General features: G+C 45.5%; 15 protein-coding genes and 4 pseudogenes. 11 read left to right on the top strand and 8 right to left on the bottom strand.

What is annotated here, in order from left to right:
* Positions 1–26 precede the first annotated feature (26 nt).
* Positions 27–509 carry an HIT domain-containing protein gene (locus JCM16159_RS03915; protein WP_054857015.1) on the bottom strand — a complete coding sequence of 161 codons (483 nt, stop codon included), beginning with the start codon at positions 507–509 and terminating at the stop codon, positions 27–29.
* An 83-nt stretch (positions 510–592) separates the two neighbouring features.
* On the opposite strand from JCM16159_RS03915, the gene JCM16159_RS03910 reads away from it, so the two are divergent.
* From JCM16159_RS03910 to JCM16159_RS14300, 3 genes are read left to right on the top strand one after another with little or no spacing between them, the layout of a single operon-like run.
* The gene (locus JCM16159_RS03910; RefSeq protein WP_054857014.1) at positions 593–865 is read left to right on the top strand and encodes a hypothetical protein; all 273 of its coding nucleotides are present in this window, start codon (positions 593–595) and stop codon (positions 863–865) included.
* Positions 837–1,730, top strand: a complete 894-nt coding sequence (locus tag JCM16159_RS03905) for an ATP-binding protein (protein WP_054857013.1) — start codon at positions 837–839, stop codon at positions 1,728–1,730. The genes JCM16159_RS03910 and JCM16159_RS03905 overlap by 29 nt, the downstream gene beginning before the upstream one ends.
* Positions 1,731–1,750: 20 nt before the next feature.
* Positions 1,751–1,906: a hypothetical protein gene (locus JCM16159_RS14300; protein WP_243665800.1), complete on the top strand. Its 156-nt coding sequence runs from the start codon at positions 1,751–1,753 to the stop codon at positions 1,904–1,906.
* On the opposite strand, the gene JCM16159_RS03900 is transcribed toward JCM16159_RS14300, so the two are convergent.
* On the bottom strand, positions 1,903–3,087 hold the full coding sequence (locus JCM16159_RS03900) for a glycosyltransferase (RefSeq protein WP_054857012.1): 1,185 nt from the start codon (positions 3,085–3,087) through the stop codon (positions 1,903–1,905). The genes JCM16159_RS14300 and JCM16159_RS03900 overlap by 4 nt on opposite strands.
* Before the next feature lie 143 nt (positions 3,088–3,230).
* Here JCM16159_RS03900 and JCM16159_RS03895 point away from each other — a divergent pair, with 143 nt between their 5' ends.
* Complete coding sequence (locus tag JCM16159_RS03895) at positions 3,231–3,980, top strand: hypothetical protein (protein WP_243665799.1); 750 nt, start codon at positions 3,231–3,233, stop codon at positions 3,978–3,980.
* Here JCM16159_RS03895 and JCM16159_RS18490 read toward each other — a convergent pair.
* Complete coding sequence (locus tag JCM16159_RS18490; protein WP_367834263.1) at positions 3,973–4,104, bottom strand: hypothetical protein; 132 nt, start codon at positions 4,102–4,104, stop codon at positions 3,973–3,975. The two genes, JCM16159_RS03895 and JCM16159_RS18490, sit on opposite strands and share 8 nt — an antisense overlap.
* Positions 4,105–4,143: 39 nt before the next feature.
* Between JCM16159_RS18490 and JCM16159_RS14295 the strand changes: the two genes are divergently transcribed.
* Positions 4,144–4,314: a hypothetical protein gene (locus tag JCM16159_RS14295; protein WP_243665798.1), complete on the top strand. Its 171-nt coding sequence runs from the start codon at positions 4,144–4,146 to the stop codon at positions 4,312–4,314.
* Between the two features lies 1 nt (position 4,315).
* Here the strand turns inward: JCM16159_RS14295 and JCM16159_RS03890 are convergent, their stop codons facing one another.
* Positions 4,316–4,783 carry a GNAT family N-acetyltransferase gene (locus JCM16159_RS03890; RefSeq protein ID WP_054857011.1) on the bottom strand — a complete coding sequence of 156 codons (468 nt, stop codon included), beginning with the start codon at positions 4,781–4,783 and terminating at the stop codon, positions 4,316–4,318.
* A 66-nt stretch (positions 4,784–4,849) separates the two neighbouring features.
* On the opposite strand from JCM16159_RS03890, the pseudogene JCM16159_RS18485 reads away from it, so the two are divergent.
* The 6 genes and pseudogenes from JCM16159_RS18485 to JCM16159_RS03865 all read left to right on the top strand — a co-directional run.
* Positions 4,850–5,247, top strand: a pseudogene (locus JCM16159_RS18485) (exosome complex exonuclease Rrp41); the annotation flags it as partial.
* A gap of 39 nt (positions 5,248–5,286) precedes the next feature.
* Entirely contained in the window at positions 5,287–5,553 is a 267-nt protein-coding gene (locus JCM16159_RS18480) for a hypothetical protein (protein WP_367834273.1), read from the top strand.
* A gap of 90 nt (positions 5,554–5,643) precedes the next feature.
* Complete coding sequence (gene rrp42 / locus JCM16159_RS03880) at positions 5,644–6,495, top strand: exosome complex protein Rrp42 (protein WP_054857010.1); 852 nt, start codon at positions 5,644–5,646, stop codon at positions 6,493–6,495.
* A 102-nt stretch (positions 6,496–6,597) separates the two neighbouring features.
* Entirely contained in the window at positions 6,598–7,254 is a 657-nt protein-coding gene (locus JCM16159_RS03875) for a restriction endonuclease (RefSeq protein WP_054857009.1), read from the top strand.
* 25 nt (positions 7,255–7,279) lie between these two features.
* Positions 7,280–8,741 (top strand): annotated as a pseudogene (locus tag JCM16159_RS03870) (carboxypeptidase M32).
* A gap of 46 nt (positions 8,742–8,787) precedes the next feature.
* Positions 8,788–9,887: pseudogene (locus JCM16159_RS03865) on the top strand (S-methyl-5-thioribose-1-phosphate isomerase).
* On the opposite strand, the gene JCM16159_RS18475 reads toward JCM16159_RS03865, so the two are convergent.
* The 4 genes and pseudogenes from JCM16159_RS18475 to JCM16159_RS03850 form a co-directional block, all read right to left on the bottom strand.
* Entirely contained in the window at positions 9,873–10,733 is an 861-nt protein-coding gene (locus tag JCM16159_RS18475; protein WP_367834262.1) for a hypothetical protein, read from the bottom strand. The pseudogene JCM16159_RS03865 and the gene JCM16159_RS18475 sit on opposite strands and share 15 nt — an antisense overlap.
* The gene (locus JCM16159_RS18470) at positions 10,658–11,248 is read right to left on the bottom strand and encodes an NAD(P)/FAD-dependent oxidoreductase (protein WP_367834261.1); all 591 of its coding nucleotides are present in this window, start codon (positions 11,246–11,248) and stop codon (positions 10,658–10,660) included. The genes JCM16159_RS18475 and JCM16159_RS18470 overlap by 76 nt, the downstream gene beginning before the upstream one ends.
* A gap of 55 nt (positions 11,249–11,303) precedes the next feature.
* Positions 11,304–11,994: pseudogene (locus JCM16159_RS03855) on the bottom strand (metal-dependent hydrolase).
* Between the two features lie 43 nt (positions 11,995–12,037).
* Entirely contained in the window at positions 12,038–12,319 is a 282-nt protein-coding gene (locus tag JCM16159_RS03850) for a hypothetical protein (RefSeq protein ID WP_054857008.1), read from the bottom strand.
* Between the last annotated feature and the right edge of the window lie 37 nt (positions 12,320–12,356).

The following is a 12,356-nucleotide window of genomic DNA, read 5'->3' as shown; positions in this document are numbered from 1 at the left end:
GTAGAATACCCAGGGTAATTAACGCGTTAACTAATGAATTGCGGAATTGTTTCCCTAAGCTTGCCCGCTAATTCCCTGGTCCTCTCCATAACGAACCCCACATCTATTGATTTGAAGGATACCACTGAGGGCTTGGGAACGATGTGTATGTGCACGTGCTCCTCAATGCCCGCGCCGGCAACCCTGCCAATGTTTATGCCAATGTCAAAATCACCATAGCCGATACCCAGAACCTTAGCCAACGCCTTGATAATCGCCATTAGCAGCGCACTGCATTCGCTCAACTCATCCTTGCTTAAGTCTGCGATTGATGGTACGTGCCTATTGGGCACTATCATTACGTGGCCGATGTTGTATGGGTACTTATTCATAACAATAAAGCACTGCCTACCCCTGTAAACCACTAATTCGTCACTGTTATGCAGGTATGCGCACAACACGCATTCACCGCCCTTACTATTTGTTGATCTTATGTAAGCCCAACGCCATGGCGTAAATACAACCTCCATTTTAATGCAGCATTTACCTGAATCAAATATAAGGCTTATCCGGACGGAAAGGTATTTTATCCTTCAGTGAATAGTTGGGTTTGATGACCAGAATAGTGCATGTTAGGAAGTTTATACCGCTAAACGTAAGCGTCGGTCAGTTGGTTAGGGGTGTTGAATTTGATGTGGCGTTGAATCGACTTGATGAAACACTGAACAAGGCATTAAGTGAGTTAAGTAATGTTGTTGGATCACGTAGTATTAGGCAGATGGGTATTAACGTTAGTAATGTTAGTCTTGGTAATGTTAGCGGAATATTAATAATAGCCTACGCATTGGTTGATGAGGATGACGAGACTCGTAAAGACGATAGTTAAGGGATTCAAGGGCCTGGGTAGTGGGGTAACAATTAACCTGGATGGCAATGCGGTAATTGTTGGGCGCAGTGGATCAGGTAAGACGAGCTTGATGGAGGCCCTGGCACTCCTAATGCAGAGCAGGGGTGAGGAGTGGCTTGTCCTTGAGGGTAATTTGTTGATTATTCATGAACCTGAGGACCTGGCCTATGGGTTGGACCCCAATGAGGTGATAACGATTGGTGTTTATTATGAGGTTGATGAGGATGGGGAGAACCTTGGGCGTAGCGTAGGTTTTGAACTTGGTAAGGGTTCCGTCATTGGTTATCACTATAGCTTTAGACTTAGGGATTATTGGGTTCGCCAGGAGCTGTACCTAGACAATGAGTTGGTGGCTATGGTTGAGAAGGTCGGTAATGAGGGCTTCATGAGATACCCTGTAAACACCAGGCTTTGCATGGCACCGACACATGTCATGCATGAGGATGCATTTATTGTATGCGATGGGGATGCATCAAGGAGGGCTTATTCCCTGTCGTTTATCCTGAGGAACATGCTCAAGAATAAGTTTTACTATCTTGGTGAGGGCAGGGTTTGTTGGTGGAAGAGGGATTACGAAACCACCGTGGATCTGCCGAGTAATTCCGTGGGATCTGATGGCCAGTACACCGTGCATCAGCTTTCCGTGATACAGACAAGGCCTGAGTACGAGAGTGTTTACAATGAGTTAATGAACTTAATTAATGAACTTGGCATAGAGGGTATTAAGGCGGGTTTCACGGCTCCAAAGAGGGTTTCAGGCTATATTAAGGTAAGTAATAGGTGGGTTCCCATGTTTCATGCCAGCCTTAAAATGAGGCCTTACTACCAATACTTGTTCAATTAATACTCACACCACCAGGTTCTGTGTTGCTTATTGATAGTGTTGACCTGGGGCTCACGCATGATGAGTTGAATACCGTGGTAAACATCATCGACAGGATGGCCAGGAGAGTTGGTTATCAAGTGGTGATGAGTAGTAAGGTGGCGCCCACCAGTAATGTGGGGATAGTGAGTATTTAACGATTTGTCTTTAACCAATTATTGATTGGCATTAGCGGTGATGTTATCGTCACGGTACCAAGCAATAACCAATATGCTGGCAATAGGATTATTGCCCTCCCAATGTTCATGCTCTCATTTATGAAGTCACGCATTAGGTATAGAACCACGACTTCGGAGACGATCATAGCAAGCACTAACTGGTATAGGGAACCTAGCGTAAATACCCTCCCTATTACGGTCATGTAGGCAACCGCGATGAAGCCAATCACGGAAATTAACAGTAGGGCCGAGGGTAGTGCTATTAATATGTACAGCGCCAGCACCCTAAAAGCATAGCTCCATTGGATACCCTGCCTAAGTATCAAAACGAAGTTCTGGGCATAACCCTTATTCCACCTAATCCTCTGTTTTATGAAGCTGATAATGTTCACAGGCGCTAATTCATAAACATAGGAATCCAGTAGGCCCACTGAGTAACCACGACTGGATAACTTCAGTGATAATAATGCGTCCTCAGCCATACTCTGCGGTATTGAGTCAACGAGGTCCTTCCTTATGAAGAGACCCTCACCGGATAGTGGCGTTATCTTGACCGTGGACTTAAGAAATGGTATTATCGCGTTGTACCAAACTATTGACTCCAGGTACATCAATCCACCAAGCACACTATCCCTGAACCTATATACCCTGGTGCCCACGGCTGCGTAGTTCCGCTCAAGCATTAGGAGGACTGCGTTGAGGACTTGGTCCCTTGGGAACATGTCGTCAGCATCATAAAACCCAATGATTAAACCGCCGGCATGCCTTATTGCCGTATTCATGGCCACCGCCTTAAGCCTACGTCCCGTCTTCTCGTTAATAATTAACTTAATATTAAGTGAGCCCAGGAATTTCTCAGTGGCTTTTAGCGCCTCGTTGAGTGTGCGTACGTCATCCTTATCAATTACTATCAAAACTTCGAGGAGTGTCTTTGGGTAGTTCTGTGATGATATGCTGTCGAGTGTTTTCTCAATGCTTTGCCTTCTCTCCTTATAAACGGGCAGTACGATTGAGACCTTTGGTAGATTCTCCACCTGGGCGTTGATTAACATTGGCTTTTCATATGCGTGGGTCTTCCTTGAAACCAGGTATTGTAGTGCCCATAGCGATGTACCTATTACTATTAATACCTCTAATATCGTGACTACGTTAACTGCCATATCAAGGGTGTTCTAGATCTAAGTCATTTAAAGCATTTTTATTCACAGGGCCTTTGGCATTGCAAGACTTGTTAATGCAGTAACGGGTATTACCACTATGATTAGAATGAGTGCTTTAAATACTGTCGGAGCAATGATAAACTGTGGACCTGAGTATTAGGATTATTCAGGAGAGTGGTGAGTATCAAGTGATTATTGAGGGTGATGGGGTAACACGCATTCTTAAGGCTAGGTCAATCAATGAGCTCATTAGTTCATTAGGCACTGAGGTTAGGGATTTATTAACGATTAGGGAGGGTGATGATGCCCTAAGGTCGAGTCCGTGTAACCTAAGAGGTTGGTACATTAGGCTACCAATCTCTAAGCTTCTCGACATAGTGGCATTTCTTGTGAAAAATAGGCAGGGTGATGACACTGAGGGCATAATGAAGTATTTGGACTCACACGGGCTTAGTAGGTCGAATTACAGGGTAATCATACCAACACTGTCGGCATTGGGTCTTTGGAAGCAGGGTAAATTAACAAAGGAAGCCGAGGAACTGGGCAAGGCTATAATTAGTGGTGGCCAGGAATTACCCAATCTACTGTATAGGTTAGCCACTAGGAATTGCGCATTGAGGGAGGTTATTGATAAGTTAGCCGAGGGTTTATCAATCAATGAAGCCATAAAACTACTGAACCTCACTAGAAGGGATGAGATAAATTACACGGGTAATTTATTGGAAATGATAATGAACAGTGACGAGTTTAGGTGCCTCCAGTATTCCAGGGCCTTAGAAAAATATTTGAAAAACGGCGGTTGTTTTATGGCAATAGACGTACCTAAGGACTGCGCATTAAATCAAGTAATTACAATCTTCAACCACCTAGTGAGCAATAAGGCTTTCACCTAACGAGCCTTCTAAGTGATATTGACATCACGATAAACCTAAGCCTAACCAGCACGCAGTTAAGTAATGACCATGTATTGATAATACAGGGTGGTAAACCCATTGGTGCGTTGATTGGCGATGTCATAACAGCAAATAATAACTATGCGCCTAGGCTAGGGAGGCCGTGGATAAACTGGAGCCCGTGGCAACAAGGATAATAAAAGCTGACAACCTATTGTTTAGCATGATAATTGTGCCTATTGTGATAATTGAGGAGTGCCCAAGGATTAAGGTTTACGTAATGGTTGGTAACAAGTTGGGGGATTGGATTGCGAGGGTTTTTGACCTACCCTGACCTAGGTCTCCCTCGCGTAGATGCTAACGAGTGACCTAAACCCCATCTTGTTATAGAAGTTTACGGCTATCTGGTTCTGGGTTGGGAATTCCGCCGTTATTAACTGGGCACCCCTCTCACGGAGTATTGTTATGGCTCTCTCAAGCATCATCCTACCCAACCCCTTACGCCTGTACTCAGGCATTACGTAGAAGTCCACAATTGCGCCCTCAATACTTGGTGAGTAGAATAATCGCTCCCTAATGTCAGCCTTCAACACACCGACTATCCTCCCCATGTCCTCGGCAACAAGTATTAGGTGGTTTTTGCTATTACGTAGCGCATTCAGTAGATATTCCCTGGCACGCTCTGCGCAGTCATTCCTAGCGCTGAAGAGCGGATCGAATTCACTATTGAGCCTTTTTAGCCTAATTACGAGATCAACCAATGCATCTACATCGCCTTCCCGGGCCTCCCTAATTGTGACCATATAAATAATTGAGGAAATCCACCCCTTAAAAATGCTTTTATATTTCAAGGTTAGAAATGAAAACCAATGGGTAAGCAACCCCCGGTACCCCTGCTTACCAATGGCAAGAGGAGTGATGGTAGATTACCAAGCGAGCATAGGCCCGTTAGGATGGAGGTCGGCGTGATAAATAACGCCGAGGGCAGCGCGTTAGTTGCTTATGGCAACACTGTTATATTGGCCGCGGTTTATGGGCCAAGGGAAGTGCCTCAGAAGCACCTTGAGTTGCCCGACAAAGCCATACTGAGGGTTAGGTATCACATGACCCCATTTAGCACATCCGAGGTAGGAAAAGCCCAACACCATCCAGGAGGGAGATAGAGATATCCAAAGTCATTAGGACAGCACTTGAACCAGCGGTTATTCTTGAGAGATTCCCGAGAACGGCGATTGATGTTTATATAGAGGTACTGCAGGCCGACGGCAGTACCAGAGTCACTGGTATAACGGCCGCATCGTTAGCGTTGGCAGACGCTGGAATACCAATGAGGGACTTACTGGTTGGTGTTTCCATAGGTAAGGTTTCCGGGACCATAGTCGTTGACCTTAATCAACTTGAGGATCAGTATGGCGAGGGTGATATGCCCCTGGCCATTATGTATGGACGTGGATTAATAACGTTAATGCAAGCCGATGGTGAATGGACCCCCGCTGAGGTTAGCCAAGCCGTTGACCTTGCCTTTAAGGCCGCTGAGCAGATATATAAGCTCGAGAAGAATACCCTTAAGTAAGTACGTTGAAACCTCGATGTCATTAACCGTTTAATACCCAAAATACATAGACGAATAAAGTTAAAAGGACTTAAGTTGACAGTTCCCTAAATGCTGAGTGTAACCCAGGAAAGGGGTGTTATTCCGAAGCTTAAGCAAGATGTCATGAGGAAGATGATTGAGCAGGGTGTTAGGATTGATAATAGGGGATTGAATGATTATAGAGCATTAAGTATTAGGGTTGGTGTTGTAAAGACCGCGGATGGAAGTTCCCTTGTATCCCTCGGCAATACCAAGGTAATGGCTGGTGTAAAGGTTGAGATTGGAAAGCCCTTTGAGGATACGCCAGACGAGGGCGCGTTAATCGTGAACCTAGAGATAGCGCCAACGGCATCACCGGACATAGAGCCGGGGCCACCGGATGAGAACGCCATTGAGATAGCCAGGGTCGTGGATAGGGCAATAAGGCACAGCGGCTTTCTAGACTTTAAGTCGCTCTCAATCGTCACAGGTAAACATGCATGGTTCCTATGGGTCGACATATACGTGCTCAACCATGATGGTAACCTAGTGGATGCATCAACGATAGCGGCCGTTACTGCATTGATGAATACTGCATTACCGAAGGTCGAACTAGACCCCACAGGCAATATACTGAGGATAGATAAAGGCGCTAGATCGCCACTTGCACTTAATATCGATAAAATACCATTAACCATAACCCACGTTAAGATTGGCAACTTACTGCTTATTGACCCAACCCGTGAGGAGGAGGACTTGTCCGATGGCATATATATAACTGGCATTGCCGGTGGTAACGTTGTGGCTATTCAAAAGGTTACGGGCGCCTTCACGAGAGATGAGGTGAACAGCATAATTAATAACTCGGTTAATCAGTATGTTAAGCTTAGGAACACATTAATGAGCACCATGGCAAACCCACAAACAGATCTTAAGCTATGAAATCAGTGCTCAGTGGTTTCGTCATTTACTCAGGGCTGCAAACCATCATCACTGGACTAAGAAATATCAAAATTAATTAAAGGGTTTGCGCAATATTAGTTAGTGGCTAATGTAGGCGTTAGGTTTGAGGATTACGTGGCCGAGCTACTGAGTAGGCTTGGGCTTAGGGTCCTTGGTAGGAGGGTTAAGGTCACCGTTAATGGGGTTGAGGTTGGCGAGGTCGACATAGTGGCTGAGGATGGCTCGGGCAATAAGTACGCCATTGAGGTCAAGTCAGGCAAGATCGACGTTAGCGCCATTAGGCAGGCATACGTTAATGCCAAGGTACTAAACGCGAAGCCCCTAATTGTGGCCAGAGGCTTTAGTAATGACTCGAGTAAGGCCTTGGCCGATGAGTTAGGAGTTTCTGTGATAAATCTTGAGGAATCAGTCGTACTGACGATTGATGAATTGAGGACCGTCATTGAGAACGTGATTTACGACGCTGTTGGTGATTTAGTAAATACCGTATTTACATTAGCCATGAAGTCATGTGATGGTAAGGTTAGGGATGTTATGAACGTGATTATGACTTGCAATGACTGGAGCTGCGTATGTGAAAAACTGGGGGTTAATATGGATAATTGTGGTTCATTAATAAGCGATGTTAGGAGGGAGTTGGGACTTGGCAATTTATCGTTGAGTAAGTTAAAGACGGCCATTCGATTATACAACCTTATCTCTCTATTAATTAACTCATGCAATAGAGGAAATGCTTAATTAGGATGTTACGGTTAACGTGTTAATGAAGATTGATAACCTACTCAGGGAATACAAATTCGTGTGGGCCATTGACCACGCAAACTCACTGCTTGGGTGGGACCTCGAGGTTAATATGCCCGTTGAGGCCGCGTCAGCACGTGGCGAGGCGTTGGCTTACCTAGCGCTCATACGTAGGGAGTACCTTCTTCGGCTTAGGGATTTGGTTAGTAAGTATGAGGATGCCAAGGACTTAACGGATATTGAGAAGGGCGTCATTAGGGTTTTGAAGAGGGAGTTGAAGTACTACACGTCAATTCCCCCTGAGATTATTGAGGAATTAAATAGGGTAACTACGAAGGCTGCCGTGGTTTGGAGGGAAGCGAGAAGAGAATCGAACTTTGAGAAGTTTAAACCATACCTATCAAAGATTGTGGAGCTAGAGAGGGTTATTGCTGATAAGCTTGGTTATGAGGGACACCCATACAATGCGCTGCTGGATTTGTATGAAGAGGGCTTTACAGTTAACGATGCTGATAACGTATTCAACACATTACTCCCTAACCTAAAGTCAATACTTGAGAAGGTGTTGAGTGAGGGTAGGTACCCAAGTAAGCATCCACTTGAGGATGTGCCTTACGATGTTAATGTCATGAAGTCCATCAATGAGGAGTTACTTAAGATACTCGATATGCCCGTGGGCACGAGGTTCCGCATGGACGTGTCCGCGCATCCATTCACAACAAGTATGTCCATAAACGATGTCAGAATAACCACTAGGTATGAAGGTAAGGACTTTAGATCAACGATGTTCTCCGTAATTCATGAGAGCGGTCACGCAATGTATGAGTTAATGATCGACATCCCTGGAAATGACGCCCGTCGGCCGTGGAGTCTCCATGGGCGTTCACGAGAGCCAGTCTAGGTTTTGGGAGAATGTTGTTGGTAGGAGTAGGGAGTTCGTGCATTTAATATACCCATTACTTAAGGAGAGGCTGCCATTCCTTAAGGACTATGGCGAAGAGGACATTTACAAGTACTTTAACATTGTTAGGCCGAGCCTCATTAGGGTTGATGCTGATGAGGTAACTTATAACTTCCATATAGCCCTTCGTTATGAGATAGAGAAGGGGTTGATAGCCGGTAAGCTTGATGTGTCTGACCTACCATCACTTTGGAACGACTTCATGGATAAGTACCTGGGTGTTAGGCCTAGGAATGATGCTGAGGGTGTTCTCCAGGATATTCATTGGTCCCAGGGATCCTTCGGTTACTTCCCAACCTACACATTGGGCAACGTCATTGCTGGAATGATCTATGCAAAACTCCCTGGGCTAAGGAACAAGGTTGCAAGCAAGAGGTTTAATGAGATTAGAGAGTTCCTGAGGGATAGGATTTGTAAGTACGGCGCCATATACCCGCCTAAGGAGTTACTCATAAGGTCCTTCAACGATACGTATAATCCAACGTACCTGCTGAATTACCTGCGTGAGAAATACCTGGGCTAAAGCTTGTTAAAAAGACTTAAAAGTCATTGATTATTATCAGTAAGGTATGAGAATCAATATTGAGGAATTGAAAAACAAAATAAAGCCCAGGTTAAGGCCAATAACTTGGCGCGATTATGACAATACGCTGGTACTACTTGATCAGAGGAAATTGCCCTTTGAGGAGGTTTACGTAGAGCTGAGGGACCCCGCATCAACAGCCAATGCCATTAGGCAGATGGTTGTACGTGGAGCACCAGCAATAGGCATAACGGCAGCTTACGGGATGGTCTTAGCCGTAGCCCACGGCAATGAATCAACACTTGATGAAGCCCTAAGGGAGTTGGCTAGGGCTAGGGAGATCCTCAATGCCGCGAGACCAACTGCGCATAATCTTTTCTGGGCTACGGAGAGGATGTACAATAGGCTAGGGATGCCGTGAATAATGGTGAGGCTAAGAGCGTGAAGGAGTTAGTCGAGGTCTTGAGGAGGGAGGCTAAGGCTATTTTTGATGAGGAGTTTAATGCGGAGTTGATGATGGGCATTTATGGGCTTGAGAAGATAAATGATGGAGACACTATATTAACACAATGCAATGCCGGTGGGTTGGCAACGGGTACTGGCATTGGGACTGCTACGGCGCCTGTGAGGGTCGCCCACGCATTGGGTATTAAGGTATCGGTTATTGCGCCGGAGACTAGGCCGTGGCTCCAGGGTGCTAGGTTAACTGCTTATGAGTTAATGGTTGATGGGATACCAGTCACGTTGATAACGGATACGGCAGTCGGTTACGTAATGTACAGGGGCATGGTCAGTAGCGTGATGGTTGGTGCGGATAGGATACTCAGGGATGGCCATGTGTATAATAAGATTGGGACGTTTAAGGAGGCCGTGATTGCTCATGAGCTTGGTATACCGTTTTACGCAATAGCGCCATCATCCACCTTCGACATGAAGAGTAGGGTTGAGGATGTGAAGATTGAGGAGAGGGATCCTGACGAGGTTAGGAAGATTAGGGGTGTGCCAATAGCCCCTGAGGGCGTTCCTGTGTTTAATCCAGTATTTGATGTTACACCTCCCAAGTACGTGACTGCACTAATAACCGAGAAGGGTATTATCTACCCACCCTTCGAAAAGAACATACCTAAGGTATTAGGTATTACTTAACCATTTCAAAGTTATGCCAAGCTTACCCGCGTAATCATGATAAACACTTGTTAATTTACCATACCAACTCGATAAACCACTGGGACTCTCTGGATAGGTCTCGTATAAATTCTTGACCTCGCCCATATACCTCAGCGCAAGCCTTAGCTTAGACGCCACGTCAGGCACCTTCATTAGTCGTAGGCCAATCTTTAACTTATCAATGAGCGATAACTCCAGCGAGCCCTTCTCGGAGATCTCAAGCACCTCATCCTCAGTGAGCAGCCTAGCCTTTAACCCTCTATTCAATTGATCATTAGTGAGTGTTTGAAGCATGAGCCTAAACACATCAAGCATTGCCTGCTTTATCCCATAAGCCCTTAGATACTCAATATTATACCTCCATAACCCCCTCTCGGTGAAGTCACCCTTTTCAAAGGCCTCCAGCACCGTCTTAGAAGCCAACTCGGCCGAGAGCAAGGCAGGGCCTATACCACCACCATGTACTGGATTGACCGTGACCGCCGCATCGCCAGCAGCTAGGAAGCCATTGGCCACTAGTGACGGTAATGGCCTGCGCGTTGGCACTATACCTCCACCCACATGTATTATCTTCCTGCCCCTAGTGTACTGGCTATTGGCGAGGTACTTATCATAATTATGCCTAGGGTTCAATCCCTGCTCCTCACTCAGCTTACCCCATAGGCCAAGCCCTATATTCATTATATTTCGGCTTTTCGGGAATAGCCACCAGTAACCACCCGGCGCTATGTTAGCGTCTAGGTATATCTTTATGAATTCGGGCTTCTCAATATCATAATCAACCTGGATAATCTCCCTATAGGCATTCGAGACGTCCTCAGGCAATAATGCTCAGAGACCCACCACTCACGCGGTAACCTACTCCTAACGACAGCGCCGACACCACTGGCATCAATAACCACCTTGGCTCTAAACTCTTCCGTAGAACCGTCAGGCTTTAGCACCCTAACCCCTGAAACCATGCCACTCTCAATTATTGGTCCCTGAACCTTGTGGTTATCAAAGATGTGTGCGCCGGCCCTCTCTGCTTCACCAATTAACCACCGAGCCCACTTAGCCATATCAAGCCCAAAACCCTTACCAAGCACTACATACTTAATTGATAGGTCGGGGCTGAATAATTCGGCACCTTCATACTTAATCATGAATACGTCACTCGGCGGCTTAATGGTCATTCGCTCGATATGGTGAATGCCGATTGCGTCACCCGTCGTCTTAAAAACCCTATCTTTACCCTTCATCTCTATTAAGGCGACGTTAAGCCCCGCCTTGGCAAGTAAGTATGACGCATAGGAACCGGCAGTACCCGCGCCAACAACAATAACATCGAAATTACCCATACCAGCAACGAAGCATTTGAGAGATTTTAAATATTAAGGGCTTGGCACCAATTGGTTATTTGATTGGCAATTGTAAAATCTCACCAGGCTTCAATATAAATACCCTAATGTCCGGGAGCATGGACTCCGCAAGCTCCTTGAACTGCTGCGGGTCCTGCTTAATGTCTGGGAATGTGTTGTAGTGCATGGGTACCACTGCCCTAGGCCTCAGCATTGTTAATGCGTAGGCGGCTTGTCTGGGGTCCATGGTGAATAAACTACCTATAGGTAACATAGCCACATCGATCTTAAATAACCTACCCAGCAAATCCATCTCACTAAATAACCCAGTGTCTCCAGCGTGGTATATCGTTGCCTCAGGAGCCCTTATTATGTAGCCCACGGGTACGCCCCTACTCGAACTATGAAGAGCCGGGGTTACGTAAACCTCGATCTCACTGGTTAACTTTACGGAACCACCGACGTTCATGCCTATGGTATTCTTAACACCCTGCTCACCGAGGTAATTAACGAGTTCGAAGACTCCGACAACGGTGGCGTTCGTCTTTTTTAGCGATATCTATAGTCTCGCCTAAGTGATCGAAGTGGTCATGCGTTATGAGTATGAAGTCGACATTGGATATTTCGTTAAGAGTCACGGGAGAGAGTGGATTGGAGATCCATGGGTCGATTAGGATTTTCTTACCGCTTAGCATTATTTCGAAGGCCGCATGGCCAAGCCATTTAATATACGATTGCGCACTCATTAATATGTGAGTAATCTCCGCAATAAATAAGCTTTACCGCAAATTACCTCCTCTTAATGGTGAAGATGAGCTTAATGGCCCTTGAGTGAGGTGAGTATATCATTATATCGTCCATTGTAATACCATACTTACTAACCATTGACCTTGCCAATTCATAAACACTACTGAGACGTATCGGATGCTCAAGGTATATCTTTATATTCACCTCAAAGCCATTGTCAGAAGCCTTAATACTAACCCGCGTAAATCTCAGTGATTTAGTTTCCGAGGTCTTAAGTAACTGGTCAACAAGTGCCTTTATCTCCCGCTGTATAGTTGACGACATTAAGTACTCATGGATTTAGAAAATATTAAAGATTAAT

The organism is Vulcanisaeta sp. JCM 16159, assembly GCF_001316265.1.
Lineage (GTDB): Archaea > Thermoproteota > Thermoprotei > Thermoproteales > Thermocladiaceae > Vulcanisaeta.
The sequence above is the reverse complement of the archived record's forward strand: the minus strand, read 5'-3'. Positions and strand labels throughout refer to the sequence as shown.